The organism is Streptomyces sp. NPDC043738 (genome assembly GCF_056436545.1).
Map to the genome: position 1 here is coordinate 74,706 of NZ_JBWKCJ010000026.1, position 21,821 is coordinate 96,526.

A 21,821-nucleotide genomic window follows, 5' to 3' on the forward strand; every position below is an offset into this window, starting at 1 on the left:
CGGCTCCACCGCTTCAGCGGTGCCCGTCCGGTCAGCCCTTGCCGAGCAGCTTGTTCATCCGGGCGATCTCGGCGCTCTGGGAGAAGATGATGTCGCCGGCCATGTCCTTGGCGGGCTGGAAGCCGCCGTCGGCCTGCTCGCTCTTGGCCATCTCGACCGCTCCTTCATGGTGCTTGACCATCATCTTGAGGAACGCGGTGTCGAAGGCCTTGCCGGAGGACTTCTCCAGGGCGTCCATCTCCTCGGGCGCCATCATCCCGGACATGGAGCCCATGGAGTGCCCGGCGTGCTCCCCGCCGCCGTGCTCCGCGGGCACCTGCTCGCCCCAGGAGGTCAGCCATCCGGACAGCGTCTTGATCTCCGGGTCCTGGGCCTTCTTGATCTCCCCGGCGAGCTTCTCGACCTCGGCGGACCGGGTACGGCTCGCGACGAGTTCGGCCATCTGCACCGCCTGGCGGTGGTGCGGGATCATGCCCGTGGCGAAGGTGACGTCGGCGGCGTTGTGCCCGCCCTTCTTGGCGGAGGCCGACGCGGTGGGCGCAGCCTTGTCGTGGCCTTGGTGGCCGGCCGAGCTGTCGCCGGTTCCGCCGCAGGCGGCGAGTACGACGGCGGCGGTGGCCGCGGCCGCCACGGCGACGGCGCGGCGGATCAGGGAACGGCGTGCGGTCATGGTGAAGCAACTCCTGTGCGTGTGTGCGTGATTCGGGCTCAACGGGCGAGGACACCGGCCGAGCGGCCGGGTCGCCGGAGCCGCCCTATATGCGCAGGAGTTGCAGTTCGCTCAGTGAGGGTGGGGCACGTCCGCCCAGGGACGTCGCCGGCGGCGCTGTCGGCGCGCCCGCTCCGACGCGGGTGGCCGTACCGGCCGGGGCCAGGGCGGGCAGTACGGGGGCCGTGCTCGTTCCGCCGGCCGCGCAGGTCCCGTCGGCGTGCTGGGCGTGCCCGCCGGCGCCGTCGTGATGTGCGTGGGGACAGTCGCCGCAACCCGCCGCTTGCCTGTGCGCCGGGAACGTGGCGGGGGCCGCATGGTGGGCCGCCGGCGCGGCGTGCGCCGGTGCCGGCCCAACGGCAGGTGCCAGGCCGTGCATGGCCAGCACGCCCGCGAGCACGGCCAGCACCAGCAGCAGACGCGCCCGCGCCCCATGGGGCCGGGCCGTGCGCCGCGAGTGCTGTCTCATGCCTTGCATCGTAGACGGCGGGCGTCGGCAGCCGTCACCCGGCCGTCGGTGTGACACGCGCCGGTCGCTGCGGGTCCGTCAGCCGTGGATCACTCGGTCGGGACGGCACCGCGACGCGTGGCCACGACGTCGAAGAGGGCCCAGCCGTCCAGCTCTTCGGTCGCCGGATCATCGGGACGCCACCCCTCGGCCAGTGCTTCGTCGAGCAGGGCCCTGACGGTGCCGGGCTCATGGAGGTTCAGGAACCGCCCGCCGGCCGTACCGACCGCCCCGGCGTGCAGGTACCCGTCCGGAACGAGTCTGCCGGGGCCCTCGCGGAAGTGGACGTGGAGCCGCCCCCTGGCCTCGAACAGGCGGATGACGAGGGTTTCGCAGCAGTCTTCGTACCGGCGGACGTTGCCCGGCACTCGGTGGGTGTGGCGCAGGGACCACAGGAAGGTCTGCCCGTCGACCACGAGACGCCGTGCCTTCTTTTCGCTGCGAGCCATCCGTCGATGGTAGACCGGCGGTGCGTCGGCTCGGTCGTGCGCGGCGACCGATGCCTCAACCGGCCGCCGCCCTCGGGGTGTTGCGCAGCGGATGCTCAGCCCATGCCGCCGGCGCCGAAGCCGGGCGTGGCGCTGCCGTTGGCGTTGCTCCAGTCGCGCCCGTTGCCGCTGCTCATGCCGCTGCCGCCGCTCAGGTCGCGGCCGCTGCCGTTGTTCATTTCGCGCCCGCCACCGTTGCTCATGTCGCCGCCGCCACTCCAGTCGCGCCCCTCCGAACCCACGTCGACCCCGCCGGGGTTCGCGTCGCGTGCCTCGGGCCGCGAGTCGGCGGTCTGGGTGATGGTGCCGACGGCTTCGTCGCCACCGACGTCGGCGGCAGCTGTCCCCGCGGCGGTCAGGACGGTGACGGCAGCCAGAGCGGCCGCGGCCAGAGTGGCACGCACTCGCATTGCACTCTCCTATCAGTAGGTGTGGAATCACCCTTTTCCGACTGCTTTGATATCCATACCGTCAGTGACGACATGCACACGGATGGACGACTGCGGATGCCCGATGTGCGTCATTGAGGTAAAGGGGATCCCGACGCGGGCGCGGGCGGCGGGCAGGACCTCCCGATCGAGGCCCCGCCCTTGATGCCTCGCGGCCTTGAGGGCCGCAACCGCGCGCTCAGCCGGCGGCGGCGCCGAACCACCGTGGCAGCCGGCCGACCAGATCCCGCTGGTCCTCGCCGACCCACGCGACATGGCCGTCCGGCCGCAGCAGCACCGCGGGCACGTCCAGTTCCTCGCTGACGTCGACGACGTGGTCGACCCGGTCCGCCCAGCCCGCCACCGAGAGCCGGCCGGTCTGGTCCAGGAGCAGTCCGCGGCCGCCGTGCATCAGCTCGTAGAGGCGCCCCTGCTTCAGCTTCACGTCCCGCAGTCGCCGGCCGAGCAGTTCATGGCCCTCGCCGAAGTCGTAGCGGACCCCGACCGCGGTGACCATCCCGGTGATGTACCGGTTCACCTCCTCGAAGTCCATCAGCTTCGAGAACAGCTCCCGCAGCGCGGTCGCACCCGGATCGGTCCCCAGCAGCGTCATCTGCGCGCGGGTGTTGTCCAGCACGCGGGCGCCCACCGGGTGCCGTTCGGCGTGGTAGCTGTCCAGCAGCCCCTCGGGAGCCCAGCCGTCGACCGCGGCGGCCAGCTTCCAGCCGAGGTTGAACGCGTCCTGCACGCCGAGGTTGAGCCCCTGCCCGCCGGTCGGCGGGTGGATGTGCGCGGCGTCGCCGGCCAGCAGCACCCGGCCGACCCGGTAGCGCTCGGCCTGCCGGGTGGCGTCGCCGAACCGGGACAGCCAGCGCGGCGAGTGCACACCGAAGTCGGTGCCCGCGTGGGCCCGTAGCTGCTGCTTGAACTCTTCGAGGGTCGGCTCGGCCGCACGGTCCTCGGCCACCCCGTCGGCGGGCACGACGATGCGGCACACCCCGTCCTCGTCGGGGGCGGTGACGCCGAAGCGCAGTTGGGTCCTGTTGACTTCCTTGACGGCGGCGGCGATCGTCGCCGGATCCTCCGTCACCTCCATCTGCCCCAGCAGCGTCTCGACCGTGGCGGGCTCGCCGGGGAAATCGACGCCGATCAGCTTGCGCACCGCACTGCGGCCGCCGTCACATCCGACCAGGTAGCGCGAGCGCAACCGCGTGCCTCCCTCGGCCGCCCCGCTCTCGTCGCCGGGGGCGCCCCCACTCGCCAGCTCGACGGTCACCCCGTCCTCGTCCTGGCTCACCCCGACCACTTCGCGGCCGCGCCGGATCTCGGCGCCGAGTTCGAGGGCGCGCTCGTTGAGCAGCCGTTCGGTGACCGGCTGCGGGGTGGCGACACCGTACGGGTGCGCGGTGTCCAACCGGTCCGGCCACGGCTTCGCGATGCCCCCGAAGAGACCACCGACCTGGTACTTCTCGCTGGTCGCGAGGAACCGGTCGAGCAGGCCGCGCTGGTCCATCATCTCGACGCTGCGTGCGTGCAGGCCCTGTCCCCGGGACTGCTTGGTCGGCTCGGTCGACTTCTCCAGCACGACCACCCGCACTCCGGCCAGCCGCAACTCGCAGGCCAGCATCAAGCCGGTCGGTCCAGCGCCGGCAATGATCACGTCGATCAACGCAACCCCTCACTCAGTGACAGCAGTTCCCCTGCAGCCGAATCCGCGGATTCCGGCCGAGGCCGGTGATTCTGCTCCATCACCGGGGCCTTGCCGCAAGCCCCCTGGTGCGCTATAAGTTGAGAGTGGCAAGGAGTGGATATCCCTCCTTGCCTTTCTTTTTGCCGTCCGCTGCGCACGGGCGGCACGGCCGTCACGGAGCCCTGTGTCCATGTCGTTATGTGGGACCAATGGGGCAAGTTGCGCGGTCCGCGACATAAGTGGTTTGAGTTGTCTTGACGAACTCCCGAGGTCGCAGGAAGCTGAGCCGCCCCCCACGGCAACCTTCCTCTTTCACCGTTGGAATGCCCATGCGCCCGCTTGTTTTCGCAGGTTCGCTCACGGCCGCCGTGGCCGCGCCCCTGCTGCTCGCCCCTTCCGCTTACGCCACCCCCGGCGACAACGGCACCGTGAAGATCCACGATGCCCGCACCGGGGCGGAGCTTCGTAAGAACGAGCCCCACGTGTGCACCTTCTACCTCGACGCCTTCGGCTTCGACGCCGGACAGCGGGTCGACTGGCACATCGAGGCCTGGGCCCCGACCGCCGGCGTCAAGGGCGAGACCGTGAAGTCCGGTGCCCTGACGCTCGACGGCGAGGGACACGCCCGTACGCAGGACCTGTCCCTGCCCGACGGCCACTACAAGCTCTTCTGGAACTTCGACGGCGAGCACGGCCGGGCCAAGCACAAGGTCTTCTGGACCGACTGCGAGGACGACACCCAGACGGGCGGCACCAAGCCCTCGAAGCCCGCCACCCCGTCCGCCTCCGAAGAGGCGACCGCCACCCCCACCTCGTCCGCCCCCGCGGACACCGCCCCGACCTCCGCGGCCTCGCCGTCACCGTCCGCGTCGAGCGCCGGTGACCTCGCCGAGACCGGCAACGGCGCCCCCGTCGGCCTGCTGGCCACGACGGCCGCCGGGCTCGTCGCGGCCGGCGGCTACCTGGTCCTGCGCCGTCGCAAGGCGCAGCAGCAGCACTGACCCGGCGAGGCCCCCGTGCCAGGCACGGGGGCCTTTCCGCTCCCTTCCCGACGCCGTCTCACCCAGCTCTCTCCTGCGCCAGCAGCGCGTCCACGGCCGCCCGGTCGATCTTGCCGTTCGGGTTGAGCGGCAGCGCCCGCAGCGCCGTCAGGGTCTCGGGCACCATGTACCCGGGAAGCCGCTCGCGCAGCGCGGCGCCCACCCGGTCCGCGTCCGGCGCCTCGTGGCCGGTTCCGCTGTAGGCGGCCACCAGGCGGGGGCCGTGTGCCGTCGGCCGGGCCAGCACCACCGCGTCGGCCACCCCCGGCTGCTGCCGCAACGCCGCCTCCACCTCGCCCAGTTCCACGCGGTAGCCGTGCAGTTGCACCTGCTGGTCGAGCCGTCCCAGGTGCACCAGCTCACCGGAGGTGTGCCGGGTGACACGGTCTCCCGTGCGGTACCAGTGCGCCTCGGTGAGGGCGGCACCAGGGGCGCAGGGCGCGGCGTCCGGCGTCAGGAAGCGGCCCTCGTCGTCCTTCGCGTCGAGATAGCCGTGGAAGCGCTGGGGGCCCCGCACACACAACTCGCCCTCGTGGAGCAGGATGTCGGCGCCGGGGTGGGGGGTGCCGATCGGCACCGTCCCGTTCGCCGTCCGCGGCCAGTCGTCCTCGGACTCCGGCAGCCGGTAGGTGGCGCAGGTGACGGTCAGTTCGGTCGGCCCGTAGCCGTTGTCCACGCTGCTGCCGGGCGCGGCGCGGCGCCAGGCCCGCGCCTGCTGATAGGTCAGCGGTTCGCCGCAGAACATGCTGTGCCGCAGGGTCGGCATGCTGTCCGGCTTCAGCGCGCGCAGCCGGCCCGCGAGGGTGATGACGGAAGGCACCGAGTTCCAGTGGGTGATGCCGCGCTGCCGGATGAAACGGACCGCTGCGAGCACCTCGTCACGGGTCGGCACCACCAGCGTCGCCCCCGACCCCCAGGCGACGAACATGTCGAAGACCGAGGGGTCGAAGGTCAGGTCGAAGGTCTGCGAGAGCCGGGCGCCGGGCCCGGCGGCCGCACGCGGTACGACGTGCTCCAGATAGGCGGCCACATTGCGGTGCCGCACCGGCACCCCCTTGGGCCTGCCGGTGGATCCGGAGGTGAACAGGATGTACGCGATGCCGTCCGGGTCCGCCGCCACCGGGGGCGGTCCGGCGCCGTCCCGGGCCGGCGCCCTCCGTGCGGACGTCGCGTCCGCGCTCCGGTCCTCGGGCTGCCACACCGGCGCCGCGATCCCGGTCGGGTCGCCGTTGCCGTCGGTGATCACGACGTCCAGGGCCGCCGCCTCGGCGACGGCGGCATTGCGGTGCGCCGGGAAGGCCGTGCCCAGGGGCACGATCGTGGCACCCAGGCGCTGCACCGCCAGATATCCGGCGTACGCGACGACGGTGCGGGAGGCCAGCAGCCCGACCCTGGAGGGCACTTGGCCGTTCAGGTGCCGCAGCAGGCCGGCCGCGATCCGCTCGGCCTCATCGGCCAGCTCGGCGTAGCCGAGCGCCCGGCCGTCCACCTCCAGGGCGGTGGCGCCGGGACGGGCGGCGGCCGCCTGCGCGAACCAGTCGTACAGGGTGCGGCGGGCGCTCATGCGGCGTCCGCCCGCAACGGGCCGTGGCAGGCGGTGCGTATCTCCGAGGGGGCCTGCGGGTCAAGCTCCAGCTCGTGCAGCCAGGCCGCGTCCGGCGAGTAGCGCGCCCTGAACGGGCGTCCCACCAGGGCCGGATCACGGGCCTGCAGCATCCTCAGCTGGAACCAGCGGCCCTGCCGCGTCTCCTCGATGCCGTCCACCGCGACCTTGCCCGGCGTCGCGGACATCACCGGGCCGCGTACCGTGCGGGCCAGGCCCGGCAGCGTGCGGTAGGCGTCCTGGAAGATCCGTGCGGCCCGGGCCAGCGGCACCTTGAAGTACTCCTGGGGGCCGGTGTCGCGCTCCACGAACATGTAGTACGGCACGACTCCCGCGGCCAGTTCGGCGCGCCACAGCCCGTTCCACACCTCGGCGTCGTCATTGACGTGCGCGATCAGCGGGGCCTGGCCGTAGACGACGGCTCCCGTGGCGCGGATCCGGCGCAGGGCCCGCTGGGCCAGGTCCGTCGCCAGCTCCCGCGGATGGCTGAAGTGCGCCATCACCGCGAGCTGCCGCCCGGAGGCCACCACCTTCTCGAACAGCCGCAGTACCTCGTCGGCGTCCTGGTCGGTGACGAAGCGCTGCGGCCAGTAGGCGACCGATTTGGTGCCGATCCGGACCGTCCGGACCGTCTCCACGTCCAGCAGCGGCTCCAGGTGCGTCCGCAGGCGTTCCGTCGTCATCACCATCGGGTCGCCGCCGGTGACCAGTACGTCGTGCGCATCGGGGTGCTCGGCGAGGTAGCGGATCAGGCCCGAGGGGTCGGGGGCGGCGAAGCGCAGGTCCGCGTCGCCGATGAACTGCGCCCACCTGAAGCAGTAGGTGCAGTAGGCGTGGCAGGTCTGCCCCTGCGTGGGGAAGTACAGGACGGTTTCACGGTACTTGTGCTGCAGGCCGGGCAGCGGCACGCCCTCTTGTACGGGCACGTTGAGCTGCTGCTGCCCCGACGGGTGGGGGTTGAGCCGGTCCCGGATGGCGGTGACGGCCTCCCGCAGCAGCGGCTTGTCGGCCGGGTCCGCGGAGAGCTTGGCGAGCTGCCGTTCGTCCTCGGCCGTCAGCATGCCGCGCTGCGGGAAGGTCAGTTGGAACAGCGGGTCCGCCGTGCCGCGGTCCCAGTCGATCAAGTGCTCCAGGACGTAGCCGTTGACCCGGAAGGGCAGCACCAGCGAGATCCGCCGCACGGTCTCGCGTACCTCAGGTGCCAGTCCGTAGCGGTCGGCGATCTCGTCGATGTGCCGCGGTCCGAAGGCCCGGAAGCGTTCGCCGTACGGCGGCGGGCCGTCCGCCGGGCCGGGGGCCGGCCGGCTCGTGGGCGTCATCGTGTCCCCTCGGCGTCGTTCTTCTTGCGGAACAGCTCGTCGCCCAGGACGAGGAAGTCCAGGTCCATGGCCCGGAAGGCGGCCAGGGCGTCGCCGCGGGTGTTGACGATGGGCTCGCCCTTGCCGTTGAAGGAGGTGTTGAGGAGCACCGGCGGCACCCCGGCGCGCTCCAGCGCGTCGAGGACGGCGCCCACCGCGGGGGCCTCGTCACAGTGCAGTACCTGCGGCCTGGTGGTGCCGTCGACGTGGACCACCCCGGGAGCGACCCGCCGCCCCAGTTCGGTGGCCTTGGCCGCGCCCAGCATGTAGCGGCTGAGGTGCTCCTGCGGCTCCCACAGGCGGGCGCCGTAACCGGGACGGGTCACCCCCGCGAACGGGCGCCACTGCTCCCGGTCCTTGATGATGTTCACCCGGGTGTTGACCTCGGCGGTGTCGGGCACGGCGATGATGGACCGGCGGCACAGCGCACGCGGCCCCACCTCGGCCCGCCCCTGGGCGACGGCGCCGACGCGCCCGTCCAGCAGCAGCGCGGTGACCTGGTCGATGTCCAGGTCCGAGCGCACCAGGTCGGCGGTGTCGGGGTCGGCGGACCGCGGGCCGGCCGGTCCGTCGATGTCGGTGCCGAGGTACGGGCTGAGGGGCTGTCCGGTGCGGTGCTCGGGCGGGTTGACGAACCAGGCGGCGCCCAGGGCCACTCCGGCGTCGTGCGGCACCGGCGGCACGTAAAGCGGCCCGGGAAGGGTGCCGTTGGTGCTGCAGTTGAGTGCCACGCCGCCGGCCAGGCAGAGTTCGTCGACGCCGGAGAGTCTGCGCGTCGTGGCGACCAGCGCGGTGACGGTCTCCTCCACGATGCGCTGGGCGGTGTAGGCGACCAGGACGGCCTTGGGGTCTTCGGCGAGGCGCCCCTCCGGCAGGGTGGGGCCGGCCGCTCCGGCGAGCTTCGTGTAGCGCTCCCGCCAGGCCGCGACGGTGGTGTCGTACTGCTCCTTGATCTCGTCGGCGGTGGCGTGGCCGGTGCTCTCCTGCAGCGGGCCGACGGCGAGACGGAAGTCGTCGGCGGAGAGGTCGACCAGGGACTCGACGGCGGTGCCCCGGGCCCGGCCGTAGGCGGCCAGCCCCATGGTCTTGCCCGCGTTGAGGAACGAGAAGCCGAGCCAGGTCGACGCCGCGTCGTAGGCGTAACCGAGCGAGGAGGTGCGTGGCCAGGTGCGCTCCAGGCGGGGTTCGGCGCCGTCCTCGAAGGTCCAGACGGTCGACGACTCGTTCTCGCCGTGTCCGTCGACGACCAGGACGCCGGCCTTGCTGAACGGTGAGGCGTAGAAGGAGGAGGCGGCGTGTGCGGCGTGGTGCGGCACCCGCACCACGGACGGCTGCCGCCCGCCGAAGTCGAGCCCCACGGCGAAGGCCAGGAACTCGGCGTCGTCGGTGAAGCGTCCGGGGTAGAGCTGCTGGGTGTTCCAGCCCACGGCCACCACGTCGATGTCGGCGGCGGTGATGCCGGCCTGTTGAAGGCAGAATCGGGCGGCGTTGAGGGGCTTGCGGTACAAGGAGTGGCGCACCCGGTTGCAGCGCTCCTCCTCGGAGAAGGCGATCACCTCTCCCTCGCCGTTGACGAGGCAGGCGGCCGTGTCGTGCCACCCGGTGGGGGGCGCGTTGACACCGAGAATCCACATGGACGGCTCTCCGTAGGGGTCGTGGGGATCTGGGGCGAGGTCGGGGCGGGGCCGTCGGATGCGGCGCCGGAGTGTGTCGGACTCCGGTCAGGCGAAGGACACTTCGCGGTCCAGCAGCGCCAGCCGCCCGTCGGCCAGGTGCAGCCGGTCGTTCTTGTAGTTGAGGGCGGCCGAGCGCAGATCGCGCAGGTTCTGCTCCAGCCGTGTCGGGGAGTCCTTGAGGTAGCCGTGCTGCAGGCCCACCGCGTCGATCAGGTCGTCGACGGCGGCCAGGCACTGCTCCGAGGCGGAGATCTTCAGGCCGTTGAGCAGCAACTGGCAGGCGGGCGCGGTGATGTCCGCGGTGGTCTCCACCATCGCCAGCGTGTGCCGCAGCTGGGCGTGGACGGCGTCGAGCCGCTGGCGTGCGGTGGAAAGCCTGGTGAGCAGCAGCTCGGAGCCGACGTCGAAGCGTTTGCGGCCCGCCGGGCTGCGGATCAGGCCCAGGACCCGGGAGAGCGCTCCCGCCGCGGTGCCCAGCCACGCGGCCGACCAGCCGAGGTGGGCGTAGGGTCCCAGGATGTGGTTGGCGATGTCGCGGAAGGGGACGTCGGCGCCGATGACGTGGTGGCCGGGTACGGTGCCGGTCAGCTTCAGCGGCGGGCTGTGGGTGGCGCGCATGCCCATCGGCTGCCAGTCGCCGGCCGGTTCCACGACGAGCTGGTCGCGCGCCGCGTACACCAGGGCGACGTCGCTCTGGGCGGTGGCGTCGGCGTTCTTCATCGTGATCAGGAAGCCGTCGGCGTGGGCGCCTCCGGTCACCACGGGCGCGAAGCGGTCGATCAGCAGCTCGCCGCCGCTCTCGTGCAGGGCGGAGTGTGCGCTGTAGAGATGGCCGCCCTTACCGCTCTCGGTGCTGACGGAGGCCAGATAGCTGCGCCCGGCGCCGAGCGTCGGCAGCAGTTTCTCGCGCAGCGGCGGCCCGGCGAACTCGACGGCGGCGGCCACCTGCTGGCAGTGCATGGTGAAGATCAGGGCCACCGACATGTCGCAGCGGCCCAGTGCCACTCCGGCATCGACGACATCGCGCAGGGTGCCGCCGAGGCCGCCGTAGCGCGTGGGGACGACCAGGCCGAGCAGTCCGGTGTCGCGCAGTGCGTCCAGTGCCTGGACGGGGAAGGCGGCTTCCCGGTCGGCGGCGGCCAGATGCCGCTCGGCGACGGCGGTCACCCGGGCGATCCGTGCGCTCAGCTCCGGCCGGTCACCGGTGGGGCCGCCGTAGCGGGCGGCGGGGCCGTCGGCCGCGCTCACGGCGCCACCCGTCCGCCGGTCGCCCGGTCGACGTCGAGCCGCCGGTACAGAAGGTCGATGCATCCGCTCTCCACGGCGGTGTCCTCTCTCGGGGTTCAGCGGGCGCCGGTGGCACTGCGGACGATGCGGCACAGCCCGCCCATGCTCCGCAGGTTCTCCGGGACGAGGTCGTCGGCGTCGAGTTCGATGTCGAGCCGCGCTTCGAGGCGGTCGATGATCTCGACCATCCGGAACGAGGTGAAGCCGGGCAGCGCGGCCAGGTCGACGTCGCCGGTACGCAGCAGCGCCTGGTCGACGTCGAGGACCGCGCCGACGACGAGGGCGATGCGGTCGCGCAGACCGCCCGGGTCCGGTGTCGTCGCGGCGGCCGGGGCGGGGAAGATCCGCCGGTCGGCCTCGAGGAGTTCGGCGAGGCGGGTGACGGTGCCGGCGGGTTCGGGACGGCCGCGGACGACGCGGCGGTAGGTCACATACGCCTGGGTGACCAGCTTGTCCCAGTCCGCCAGATGCTGTGCCGTCGCCTCGTCGAGGGCGCCGCCGTCGGCGGCGAACAGGGCGTGCAGCCGTCGCGACCGGGCCAGCAGCCAGGTGTCCCCGGTCAGCCGGTGCCAGGCCCGCTCGCGGTCCGCGGCCTGGTCGAGCGCGGCGAGGTAGTCGGCCATGGCGGCGTGGTCGATGCGCACTTCGGGGCGGGCCGGTGGGCCGGGTTCGGCGGTGACGTCGTGGAGGTCGATCCGCCTCAGTGCGGCCAGCTCGGCCCGGGTCACGGTCCAGGCGCCGGGCTTGGCCGCTCCCCACTGGGTGTCGTTGTCATAGGCGTCGACCACCGTCCAGGGGCCGTCGGCGACGGCGGGCGCGAGCAGCAGGAAGCTGTGCTCCATGTGCCGCTGCCCGAAGTACGGCAGCCAGGGCATCTCGTGGGCGTCGGCGAGGGCGTAGCGCAGTTCTCCCGGTGCGAGGGCCAGCCGGTCGAGCCGGGCGCCGGTGATGGTGGTCCTTTCTCCGAAGGTCAGGCCCAACGACCGCTCTGCTTCGGCGAGTTGCTCCTCGGCCGGCGGGTCGACCGTGGGCAGCCCGTCCGCGCCGGGCCGCCATCGGGAGCTCAGTTTCGAGCCGAGCCGCAGATGCGTGCCCGCGCCGTGGAAGTGATCGGCGAGCACGGCCAGGTTGGACTGCACACAGTCCAGGACTTCGGCGCGTACCCCGGCCAGGGCCGGAATCGGGTGCTCTGTCGCGTCCTGCACACATCCCCCGTTGTCGAGCCGCGGCGGCGTCCGACAGCACGCCACCCACTCCTATGAATTCCACAATGCGGAATATCACATCCGCTTTGCGGGATTAAGCTAGCCCGACCGGTCGGCTTCAGCAACGCCCAGTGACCTAGATCACTGCACCCGCCAACGCGTCGGCGCATGCGCCGCATTGAGGGATCGGCGCTCCCCGAAGGCCGGTTGACGCCCCGAAAGAGAGCGCCCTAGAGTCCCCACCACTGCCGCCATGCGGATTTCGCATTCCACTACGGGCACGTCCGGGGCGGACACGCATCCGACGGGGACGTAGAGGCTGAGATGCACAAGACCGGGGCCCTGGGCCCGATCACCGCGTCCACGGACCGGTTCGTGCGGAGCGTCAAGGCGCTCACCGACGCCGAGGTCGGTGCCGGGACACTGGTGCCGCCATGGACCCGCGGCCATGTCATCACCCATGTGGCACGCGCCGCCGACAGCCTGTGCCGACTGCTCACCTGGGCCCGGACCGGCGTGGAGACCCCGCAGTACACCGACATGGACACCCGGGCCGCCGAGATCGAGGCCGGAGCGCGGCGCCCGGTCGACGAGCTGGTGGCCGATGTCCTGGCGAGCGCCGAGCGCTTCGACGACGCCGTACGCACCCTGCCCGAGGCGGCATGGACCTACCAGGTGCGCATGCGCACCGGTGAACTGCGCACCCCGGGCGCCTTGGTGCCCACCCGATTGCGCGAACTGGAGGTGCACCACGTCGACTTGGCGACCGGGTACACCTTCGCCGAGGTGCCGCCGCAGGCCGCCCGCTGGATCATCGACGACCTCATCGAAGCGCAGCGCCGGTGCGAAGGCGTCCCGCCGCTGCGCATCGAGGCGACGGACACCGGCCTGACCCACGAACTGGGCACCGGCGGACCGACCGTCCGGGGCGCCCAGGCCGACCTCCTGGGCTGGCTCACCGGACGCACCGACGGAACCCGCCTGTCGACCTCCGGTCCGGGTCCGGTCCCCGGCGCGCCGTACTGGATCTGACCGGGGCGGGTCAGGGCGGGGTGTCCGCCACGGGGTACGGCACGAAGGTACTGCTGTTCTCGTTGACGGCGAGCGGTTGCCCCAGGGGAGGTACGGCGCGCTGGGGGCAGTCGAGGCGCTCGCAGATGCGGCATCCCATGCCGATGGGGGTGGCGGCGCCCGCGTTGTCGAGGTCGAGGCCGTCGGAGTAGACGAGCCGGGAGGCATGCCGGATCTCGCAGCCGAGGCCGATGGCGAAGGTCTTGCCCGGCTCTCCCCAGCCGCCGCGGTGGCGGGTGACGGCGCGGGCGGTCCACAGATAGCGCTGTCCGTCCGGCATGGCCGCGATCTGGACGTGGATGCGGCCGGGCGCGGCGAACGCCTCGTAGACGTTCCACAGCGGGCAGGTGCCGCCGGCGCGCGAGAAGTGGAAGCCGGTGGCGGACTGGCGCTTGGACATGTTGCCGGCGCGGTCGACGCGTACGAAGGAGAACGGCACACCGCGCAGCCGGGGGCGCTGGAGCGTGCTGAGGCGGTGGCAGACGGTCTCATAGCCGAGGCCGAACAGGTCCGTGAGGCGCTCGATGTCATAGCGGACCTCCTCCGCGGCGGCGTGGAAGGAGGGGTAGGGCAGGATCAGCGCGGCGGCGAAGTAGTTCGCCACGCCGATCCGGGCGAGCGACCAGGTGTCGGATCCCTGCGCGAAGTCCTCCGCCGCGAGCGCGGACAGCTCGGCGCCGCATTCGAGCAGGGCGAGCTGGGTGGCCATCCGGAACGCCTGCTGGCCGGGGCGCAGTCGGCTGGACAGATGCAGCACCCGGGCGGCCGGGTCGTAGTGGTGGAGCTGGTCGGAGTCCGCCGTGATGCGCACCCCGTGACGGTCGGTGAGCCGCGCCGACAGGGCGCGGAGGACCTCGCCGGGGCGGATGCCGATGTCACGGGCGAGGCCCTCGGCGGCCAGGTCGGTGTCGTGGAGGTAGTTCTGCCGCCGGTAGAAGAACTCCCGGATCTCCTCGTGCGGCGAGCGCGGCAGGGCCAGTTCGGCGCTGTCGCGGTCTTCGGCCGCCACGGCCAGCTGCTGGGTCAGCGCGGTGTTGCGCCGGCCGAGCTCCAGCAGCACCCCCGCCACCGCCGGCATGCGGGTGGCCAGTTGTGCGAGGTCGGACGGCGAGATGCGGGCCTGGGCCACCTCGTTGGCGAGGGTTTCGCGCAGGTCGGCGACGAGCCGGCTGGTGTCCCGCGCCGAGAAGAAGCTGGCGTCGAGGCCGAACGCCTCGGTCAGCCGCAGCAGCACCGGGACGGTCAGCGGCCGGGAGTCGTGCTCCATCTGGTTGAGGTAGCTGGGCGAGATCTCCAGCCTGCGGGCCAGCTCCGCCTGGCTGAGTGCGCGCTCCTCACGCAGACCCCTCAGCCGCGCCCCCGCATAGATCTTGCTCACCGGAACTCCCCGCTGTCCTGCTTCCCCAGGACGTGCTCCCGTCCCCACCGGCCGAGCGGCTCCAATGCGGTCCCGAGGGCGACGCCGCGCCCGGTCAGCGCGTACTCGACACGCGGGGGGACCTCGTCGTACACCTCGCGGGCAATGATGCCGTGCGCCTCCAGCTCGCGCAGCTGGGAGGTGAGGACCTTCTCCGTCACACCGGGGAGCATCCGGCGCAGCTCGCCGAAGCGGCGGGGACCCGCTTCGAGCGCCCACAGGATCAGGACCTTCCACTTCCCGCCGATCACGTCCATGGCCGCGTCGATCCCGCAGTGATACGCATCGGGCGCGCCCGGCCTGCCCACCGTCGCCATCGCTGACCGCCACCCCTCCTCGACCTGGTCACATACCTCGGGGGAAGTACCCACTCCGAAGTGCGTACTTGTTGCCCGCCGGGCTGTTGACCAGCCTAATCGTCATGACTGACAACACCTCTGACGATGTTTCCCGCGCTCCTTCCCTGACCCTCGTCGGCCTCGGTGACATGGGTACGGCCCTGGCCCGTGCCTGGCTCGCCGCCGGATACTCCGTGACCGTCTGGAACCGCACGCCCGGCCGGGCCCGGGCCCTGGTGGCCGCGGGCGCCGGCCCCGCCGCGAGCGCCGCCGAGGCGGTGGCCGCGAACGCTCTGGTCGTGACCTGCCTGCTGGACGACGCCTCGGTCGGTGCGGCGCTGGAGGGCGTCGATCTGACCGGCAAGGACCTGGTGGACCTCACCACCGGGACGCCCGCCGAGGCGCGCGAGCGCGGGGCGTGGGCCGCGGCCCGAGGGGCCCGGTTCCTCAGCGGCGGGATCATGGCCGTCCCGCCGATGGCCGGGATCCCGGAGGCGGGCGGCTATGTGCTCTACAGCGGCTCATCCGAGCTGTTCGAGACCCACCGGGCGGCTCTCGCGGTCCCGTTCGCCGCGCGATTCGTCGGAACCGACGCCGGACACGCCGCGCTCCAGGACGTGGCGCTGCTCAGCGCGATGTACGGCATGTTCGCGGGCGTCACGCACGCCTTCGCGCTGGTGCGCGGGGAGCGGGAGATCCCGCTGAAGGAGTTCGCGCCGCTGCTGTCGGGCTGGCTGACGGCGATGTCCGCGTCGATCGAGCAGACCGCGGAGCACCTTCAGAGCGGTGACTACGGCTCGGGCGTCGTCTCCACCATGGCCATGCAGGTCGCCGGGATCAAGACCTTCGTGGGCACCGCGCACGAGCAGGGGGTCAGCCCCGAGCTGCTGACGCCGTACTTCGACCTGATGAAGCGCCTGGTCGACGACGGGCGGGGGGACGAGAGCGCCGCGGGAACGGTCGATCTGCTGGCGGCGGGCGAGGGGAGGTAGGGACCCGGGGCGCCGCCCGCGTCTCCTCCACCCGCCCGGTGGCCGGGCCCGCGCCGATGCGTGCGGGCCCGACGCCCCTCCTACGGCACCAGGTCCGACTGCTCGCGCTGGTGCGGGATCGCGATGCCGTCGGGCTGCTGCAGTGCCACGGTCCGTGTCGGGGCGGGAATCCTGATGCCCTCGGCCCGGTACCGCTGGTGCAGGCGCTTGATGAACTCGTGCTTGATCCGGTACTGGTCGCTGAACTCGCCGACTCCCAGGATCACCGTGAAGCCGATCCTGGAGTCGCCGAACGTGTGGAAGCGGACGGCCGGTTCATGGTCGGGAACGGCACCGGTGATGTCGGTCATCACGCTCTGGACGACCTCGGTGGTGACCCGCTCGACGTGTTCGAGGTCGCTGTCGTAGCCGACCCCCACCTGCACCAGGATCGACAACTGCTGTTCCGGGCGGGTGAAGTTGGTCATGTTGGTGCCGGCCAGCTGGGCGTTGGGGATGATCACCAGGTTGTTGGAGAGCTGGCGCACCACGGTGTTGCGCCAGTTGATGTCGACCACATAGCCCTCCTCACCGCTGCTGAGCCGGATGTAGTCACCGGGCTGCACCGTCTTGGAGGCGAGGACGTGCACCCCCGCGAAGAGGTTGGCGAGGGTGTCCTGAAGCGCCAGTGCCACCGCGAGTCCGCCCACGCCCAGCGCCGTGAGCAGCGGGGCCACGGAGATGCCCAGGGTCTGCAGCACCACGAGGAAGCCCATCGCCAGCACCAGGATGCGGGTGATGTTGGCGAATATGGTGGCCGATCCCGCCACTCCGGATCTGGACTGGGCGAGCGACTTCACCAGCCCGGTGATCACCCGTGCCGCGGTGAGCGTGACGACCAGGATGAACAGCACGGTCAGGGCCCGGTTGACGTTGCGTCCGACCGTCGCCGTCAGCGGCAGTGCCGCGGTGCCCGCCGCCAGGCCGGCGCATATCGCCGCCCAGGGCACCACCGACCGCAACGCGTCCACCATGACGTCGTCCCCGCTCCACCGCGTCCTGCGTGCGTGCTTGGCCAGCCAGCGCAGGACCGCCCGCAACAGCAGGCCGGCCACGACACCGGCGGCCAACGCGGCCCCGGCGACGATCAAGTCATGCAGCGTGAGCGCGCGGTTCACCGGCCGGCTCCCCCCGCCCGGAGAAACAGCTCCGCTGAGCACGGGATGTAATGTCTCGTCACCTTGCACCTGCTCGTCTCTAGGACTGTGGATGCGCCGGGACGTCGACGGACGCCCTCGGCACGATCTGCCATCCTGCCGCACGGGTTTGCGAGGTGATCGTCGAGGTTGCGGGTTGCGGGCGGCACGGTCGCCGCGGGTAGACGTCCGGCCCGGGCCGGACACGTGAGGCCCGGTCAGCTCCCTTCGAGGTGGGAGCGGACGCCGTACGGGGCCTGGAGGTCCTGGACGCGTGGCCACCACGGTGGGCCCTGCCGGTAGGGACGCAGGGGAGCCGTGCGCCGACCCGGCCGGGTACGCGAAAGCACTCCGACCGGGTCATCGGACGGCGGCCGCCTCCCGGGCAGCCGCCGTCGCCGTTCGTCCTCGTCGTCAGTCCTCGTCGTCCTCCGCCCGGCGCTCGCCTTCGGCCTGGGACGGCTGGGTGCGCATGGTCGCGGGGTGCCGCTCCTCGGACGGGTCCATGTCCTCTTCCAGCCGCTCACCCTCGGCCTGCGACGGAGTCGTGTACTCGTAGTTCTGGCCCATGGCTGCCTCCGCAACATCAGAGCGCGCATACCTACAAAACCACCGTAACGCCACAAAACCAGCGTATCGCTTCGGCGGATGCCGTCCGGCAGGGCAATACTGGCCGTATCCGGAACGCAGCCCTGGAAGAAACCCACTCCTCGGAGAAGGGGTCGAGGGAGCGCTGACGAGCAGATGACCGGCAATCCCAGCGGCGCACCGGCGCCCCCGCCGGACCGCACGGGCAACGGGCCCGCCGTCTCCCGCGCGGAGTTCGACGCGCTGTTCGATTCGGTCCGCACGTGGGGGCGTTGGACCCCCGCCGACCGCGGCGCCTGGAACCGGGTGACCTCGGAGCACGTACGGCGGGCCACCGCGCTGGTCCGGTCCGGAACGGTCGTCCCCCTGGCGCACCCGTGGAACACCGCGCCCGGTCCGGACAACCCCCTCCCCGCCCTGCACTACATGTCCGACCTCGGCGATGTGGAGGCCCCGGAGCCCTCCGCGCACAAGGACTTCATCGGCATCGACTACCACGGCAAGGCCGTGAGCCATCTGGACGCGCTGTCCCACATCGCCTACCGCGGGCGTCTCTATGACGGCCGGGCGGCGCGCGAGGTCGTCGACGCCGGGGGCGCCCGCTTCGGGGCCGTGTCGGCGCTGGGCCCCCTCGTGACCAGAGGCCTGCTCCTCGACCTGCCCGCCGTTCTGGGCAGCTCCTGGCTGGAACCGGGGCGGGCGGTGCACGCCGGGGACATCGTCGCCGCGGAGCGGGCACTCGATGTCACGATCGGCGAGGGCGACGCGGTGCTGCTCAGGTCCGGCGCCCCGCGCCGGCACCGGGAGCTGGGGGCCTGGGACGCCGCCGCGGCGAGCGCGGGGTTCCATGTGGACGCCGTGCCCCTGCTGGCCGAGCGCGGTATCGCCCTGCTCGGCGGCGACGGCGACAGCGACGTACGACCCTCGCCGGTCGACGGCCTGCACTCCCCGGTCCATGCCCTCGCCATCGCCGCGATGGGGGTGCCGCTCCTGGACAACCTCGACCTCGAAGCGCTCTCCGCGGCGAGCGCCGGGACGGGCCGTTACGCGTTCCTACTCCTGGTAGCGCCCCTGAACGTCCCCGGGGGCACGGGGTCGCCCGTCACGCCGGTCGCGGTGCTGTGAGAGCCGCGCCGACCTCGGAAGGAGGCCGGGCCACCAACGTGATCACCGCTGCGGTGCCGCCACCCCTTCGGCAGCGGAGGGCGACCGAGGCCCCCCGCCCGCGCGCCTGGGGACTTCTCGCCACCCCCGACGATCAGTACCGTTATATGTGCAAAGTTCTACAATTGGATCAAACGGTACAGTTACTCCGACACACGGGTGGTCGTAAGGCACGTACGGATGTGGGAAGTGATCCGGATGGGGCTCATGGGAGACGGCATCGGCCCCGCCCACGCACGTGAGCAGTTTCTTCGCGGCGGATCGCCCGAGGGGACCGTGCGCAGCGCGATCCTGAGTTCGTGGCAGCGTTCGGTGTCGCTGGGGCTCTCACCGGAGGGATGTGAGCTTCCCTATCTCCAGGACCTCGACCTGAACAACCGCCTGGTCCGCGCCGCGAAGCCGGTACTCGACCGGCTGGAGGCCAGATTCGCGGGCCGGAACATGAACGTGTCGCTGGCCGACGCGCGCGGGGCGGTGCTGCAACGCCGTTTCGGCGAGGCCTCTCTGGTCAGGCGTCTGGCCGCGATCCAGAGCGTCCCGGGCTTCGTCTTCGCCGAGCAGTTCGGCGGGACCAACGGAATCGGTCTGGCGCTCGCGGAGCGGCAGCTGATCAACGTCTACGGCGCCGAGCACTTCGCCGAACGCTCCCAGTCCAGTGCGTGTTCGGCGATTCCCGTCCGCGATCTGCTCAGCGGGCGCATCGAGGGCATCCTCTGTTTCGGCTTTCCGCTGGCCGACGCCGATGTGGCGCTGAACGCGGTGATCCGCAGCGCCGCCGGCGCCATCGAACGGCGGCTGCTGGAGCAGAGTTCGACGCGGGAGCGCGCCCTGCTGCAGGCGTACCTCGACGCCAGGCGCCGCTCGCCGGCCCGCGAGGCGACGGACGACGGTGAGCTGGCCGAGAGCGGCCTGGACTGGCGCGATCAGATGATCCTTAAGGAGAAGGCCGCCGATCTGATGGCCTCGGCCCAGCGTGCCGCCGTGGAGGTGGCCCTGCCCGGCGGCCGGCGGGTCACCCTGCTGAGCCGCCCGATGACGAGCCCCTCCGGGGTGGAAGGCGTCGCCATCGAAGCGGTCCTCCCCTCCCGGCAGCACCTCGCCGTCCCCGCGGAAGGGGCCGTCGCCCCCACGCCGACGGCGCAGGCCGTCGCCCCTGCCCCGATGGCGCAGCCGGCCCTCGCCCCCTCCGGCCGGCTGCGCGGGCGCGTGCCCGCGGCCGTGAGCGACCGCGCGGCGGCCACGGCCGGCAAGCCCGCCGCACCCGGCACCACCGGGAGTACGGCCGGCCGGACCACCAGCGGACTGGTGCTGGTCGGCGAGCCGGGGGTGGGGATGTACGCGGTGGCCGCCCGGCGCCGCCTGGAGCTGCTGTCCGAGGCCAGCGCCCGCATCGGCACCACCCTGGACGTGAGCCACACCGCCCGGGAGCTCGCCGAGATGGCCGTTCCGCGCCTGGCCGACTTCGTCACCATCGACGTTCCCGAGGCGGTACTGCGCGGCGAGGAGCCCACCGAACCGCACACCGAGCTCTTCCGTACGGTGGTCCACGGCTACCGAGAGGACTGCCCCTTCTACCCCGCCGGCCGGCAGGTCCGCCTTCGTCCCACCACACCCCAGCTCCGCTGCATGGCAAGCGGTCAGCCCATACTCGAGCCCGACCTGCGGACCGCCGCGGGCTGGATCGCCCAGGATCCCTGGCACGCCCAGCGGCTCCTCGACCACAACGTCCACTCCCTCATCGCGGTCCCCCTCGTCGCCCGCGGCATCGCGCTGGGCGTGGCGAGCTTCTACCGCTCACGGGACCCCGCCCCCTTCGGGGACGACGACCGTTCACTGGCCCAGGAACTCGCCATCCGTGCCGCCATCTGCATCGACAACGCCCGCCGGTACACCCGCGAACACACCATGGTCCTGGCCCTGCAGCGCAGTCTGCTGCCGCGCAGCTTCCCCGAGCAGAGCGCCGTGGAGATCGCCCACCGCTATCTGCCCGCGGAGTCGGGCGTCGGCGGAGACTGGTTCGACGTCATACCCCTCTCCAGCACCCGGGTGGCCCTGGTCGTCGGGGACGTCGTCGGCCATGGGATGCACGCCGCCGCGACGATGGGCCGGCTGCGCACCGCCGCGCGCAACTTCGCCGAACTGGACCTCGCCCCCGATGAAGTCCTCACCCACCTCGACAACCTAGTGGGGCGCCTCGACCGGGACGAGAGCAGCGAGGAGGCGTCCTCCGACAGCAGCGGCATGATCGGCGCGACCTGCCTGTACGCCATCTACGACCCCACCTCGCAGCAGTGCGTGATGGCCCGCGCCGGCCACCCGCCACCCGGAGTGGTCGCTCCCGACGGCACCGTCACCTTCCCCGACCTGCCCGCCGGCCCCCCTCTGGGCCTGGGCGGCCTGCCCTTCGAAACGGCCGAGTTCCACCTCCCCGAAGGCAGCCAGCTCGTCCTCTACACGGACGGGCTGGTCGGCGGCCGCCGGCGCGATGTGGACGCCGTCCTCGACCAGCTGCGCGGAGCCCTGGCCCACCCCAACCGCCCGCCCGAGGACACCTGCGAGGCGGTTCTGCGGGCCGTGATGCCGGACCACCCCGCCGACGACGTGGCGCTGCTGGTCGCCCGCACCCACGCCCTGGACCCCCACCGGATCGCCACCTGGGGCCTGACCTCCGACCCGGCGCTGGTCTCCGGCATCCGCGCCGCCGTCGCCCGGCAACTGACCGAATGGGGGCTGGAGGAAGTCGCCTTCCCCACCGAACTCCTGCTCAGCGAGCTGGTCACCAACGCCATCCGCTACGGGACCGATCCCATCCAGGTGCGGCTGCTCTACGACCGCACGCTGATCTGCGAGGTCTCCGACACCAGCAGCACCGCCCCGCATCTGCGCCACGCGGCCACCACCGACGAGGGCGGCCGCGGCCTGTTCCTCGTCGCCCAGCTCGCCCAGGCCTGGGGCACCCGCTACACCGCCGACGGCAAGGTCATCTGGGCCGAGTTCGCGCTGGAGGTGCCCGGCGGGCTGCCCGGCGTCGCGGAGAGCTTCTTCGACGACATTCCCGCTATCTGACGGCCTGTCCGGCAAAGA

General features: G+C 72.1%; 19 protein-coding genes. 5 read left to right on the forward strand and 14 right to left on the reverse strand.

Annotated features, from left to right (window positions below; all coding sequences use genetic code 11):
* Positions 1 to 31: 31 nt before the first annotated feature.
* The 5 genes from AC0680_RS28560 to rox form a co-directional block, all read right to left on the reverse strand.
* Positions 32 to 670 (reverse strand): DUF305 domain-containing protein, encoded by a 639-nt coding sequence (locus AC0680_RS28560; protein WP_478634179.1) that lies wholly within the window; start codon positions 668 to 670, stop codon positions 32 to 34.
* An 85-nt stretch (positions 671 to 755) separates the two neighbouring features.
* Positions 756 to 1,178 (reverse strand): DUF6153 family protein, encoded by a 423-nt coding sequence (locus AC0680_RS28565; protein WP_478634182.1) that lies wholly within the window; start codon positions 1,176 to 1,178, stop codon positions 756 to 758.
* Positions 1,179 to 1,267: 89 nt separating this feature from the next.
* The gene (locus AC0680_RS28570) at positions 1,268 to 1,666 is read right to left on the reverse strand and encodes a hypothetical protein (RefSeq protein WP_478634185.1); all 399 of its coding nucleotides are present in this window, start codon (positions 1,664 to 1,666) and stop codon (positions 1,268 to 1,270) included.
* Positions 1,667 to 1,761: 95 nt separating this feature from the next.
* Positions 1,762 to 2,115, reverse strand: coding sequence for a hypothetical protein (locus AC0680_RS28575; RefSeq protein ID WP_478634188.1), 354 nt, complete (start codon positions 2,113 to 2,115; stop codon positions 1,762 to 1,764).
* A gap of 217 nt (positions 2,116 to 2,332) precedes the next feature.
* Positions 2,333 to 3,802, reverse strand: a complete 1,470-nt coding sequence (gene rox / locus AC0680_RS28580; protein WP_478634190.1) for a rifampin monooxygenase — start codon at positions 3,800 to 3,802, stop codon at positions 2,333 to 2,335.
* Positions 3,803 to 4,152: 350 nt separating this feature from the next.
* Between rox and AC0680_RS28585 the strand changes: the two genes are divergently transcribed.
* The gene (locus AC0680_RS28585; protein WP_478634193.1) at positions 4,153 to 4,824 is read left to right on the forward strand and encodes a hypothetical protein; all 672 of its coding nucleotides are present in this window, start codon (positions 4,153 to 4,155) and stop codon (positions 4,822 to 4,824) included.
* 58 nt (positions 4,825 to 4,882) lie between these two features.
* On the opposite strand, the gene AC0680_RS28590 is transcribed toward AC0680_RS28585, so the two are convergent.
* The 5 genes from AC0680_RS28590 to AC0680_RS28610 all read right to left on the reverse strand — a co-directional run bounded on the left by AC0680_RS28590 (position 4,883) and on the right by AC0680_RS28610 (position 11,992).
* Complete coding sequence (locus AC0680_RS28590; protein WP_478634196.1) at positions 4,883 to 6,427, reverse strand: AMP-binding protein; 1,545 nt, start codon at positions 6,425 to 6,427, stop codon at positions 4,883 to 4,885.
* Positions 6,424 to 7,785 carry a KamA family radical SAM protein gene (locus tag AC0680_RS28595; protein ID WP_478634199.1) on the reverse strand — a complete coding sequence of 454 codons (1,362 nt, stop codon included), beginning with the start codon at positions 7,783 to 7,785 and terminating at the stop codon, positions 6,424 to 6,426. Before AC0680_RS28595 ends, AC0680_RS28590 begins: the two co-directional genes overlap by 4 nt.
* Positions 7,782 to 9,458, reverse strand: a complete 1,677-nt coding sequence (locus AC0680_RS28600) for a carbamoyltransferase C-terminal domain-containing protein (RefSeq protein WP_478634202.1) — start codon at positions 9,456 to 9,458, stop codon at positions 7,782 to 7,784. The genes AC0680_RS28595 and AC0680_RS28600 overlap by 4 nt, the downstream gene beginning before the upstream one ends.
* A gap of 87 nt (positions 9,459 to 9,545) precedes the next feature.
* On the reverse strand, positions 9,546 to 10,748 hold the full coding sequence (locus AC0680_RS28605) for an acyl-CoA dehydrogenase family protein (RefSeq protein ID WP_478634205.1): 1,203 nt from the start codon (positions 10,746 to 10,748) through the stop codon (positions 9,546 to 9,548).
* Between the two features lie 95 nt (positions 10,749 to 10,843).
* Positions 10,844 to 11,992 carry an acyl carrier protein gene (locus AC0680_RS28610; protein ID WP_478634209.1) on the reverse strand — a complete coding sequence of 383 codons (1,149 nt, stop codon included), beginning with the start codon at positions 11,990 to 11,992 and terminating at the stop codon, positions 10,844 to 10,846.
* A 324-nt stretch (positions 11,993 to 12,316) separates the two neighbouring features.
* Between AC0680_RS28610 and AC0680_RS28615 the strand changes: the two genes are divergently transcribed.
* Complete coding sequence (locus AC0680_RS28615) at positions 12,317 to 13,024, forward strand: maleylpyruvate isomerase family mycothiol-dependent enzyme (protein ID WP_478634212.1); 708 nt, start codon at positions 12,317 to 12,319, stop codon at positions 13,022 to 13,024.
* Positions 13,025 to 13,034: 10 nt separating this feature from the next.
* On the opposite strand, the gene AC0680_RS28620 is transcribed toward AC0680_RS28615, so the two are convergent.
* Positions 13,035 to 14,441 carry a short-chain fatty acyl-CoA regulator family protein gene (locus AC0680_RS28620; RefSeq protein ID WP_478634215.1) on the reverse strand — a complete coding sequence of 469 codons (1,407 nt, stop codon included), beginning with the start codon at positions 14,439 to 14,441 and terminating at the stop codon, positions 13,035 to 13,037.
* The gene (locus tag AC0680_RS28625; protein ID WP_478634295.1) at positions 14,438 to 14,797 is read right to left on the reverse strand and encodes a winged helix-turn-helix transcriptional regulator; all 360 of its coding nucleotides are present in this window, start codon (positions 14,795 to 14,797) and stop codon (positions 14,438 to 14,440) included. Before AC0680_RS28625 ends, AC0680_RS28620 begins: the two co-directional genes overlap by 4 nt.
* Before the next feature lie 104 nt (positions 14,798 to 14,901).
* Between AC0680_RS28625 and AC0680_RS28630 the strand changes: the two genes are divergently transcribed.
* Positions 14,902 to 15,810 carry an NAD(P)-dependent oxidoreductase gene (locus tag AC0680_RS28630; RefSeq protein WP_478634218.1) on the forward strand — a complete coding sequence of 303 codons (909 nt, stop codon included), beginning with the start codon at positions 14,902 to 14,904 and terminating at the stop codon, positions 15,808 to 15,810.
* A gap of 80 nt (positions 15,811 to 15,890) precedes the next feature.
* Here AC0680_RS28630 and AC0680_RS28635 read toward each other — a convergent pair whose 3' ends face one another.
* Positions 15,891 to 16,967, reverse strand: a complete 1,077-nt coding sequence (locus AC0680_RS28635) for a mechanosensitive ion channel family protein (protein WP_478634221.1) — start codon at positions 16,965 to 16,967, stop codon at positions 15,891 to 15,893.
* Positions 16,968 to 17,399: 432 nt separating this feature from the next.
* A complete protein-coding gene (locus tag AC0680_RS28640; RefSeq protein WP_399144670.1) occupies positions 17,400 to 17,555 on the reverse strand; it encodes a hypothetical protein in 156 nt (51 codons plus the stop codon).
* 174 nt (positions 17,556 to 17,729) lie between these two features.
* On the opposite strand from AC0680_RS28640, the gene AC0680_RS28645 reads away from it, so the two are divergent.
* Positions 17,730 to 18,698, forward strand: a complete 969-nt coding sequence (locus tag AC0680_RS28645; RefSeq protein WP_478634226.1) for a cyclase family protein — start codon at positions 17,730 to 17,732, stop codon at positions 18,696 to 18,698.
* Between the two features lie 237 nt (positions 18,699 to 18,935).
* Positions 18,936 to 21,803 carry a SpoIIE family protein phosphatase gene (locus tag AC0680_RS28650; protein ID WP_478634227.1) on the forward strand — a complete coding sequence of 956 codons (2,868 nt, stop codon included), beginning with the start codon at positions 18,936 to 18,938 and terminating at the stop codon, positions 21,801 to 21,803.
* Positions 21,804 to 21,821: the final 18 nt, after the last annotated feature.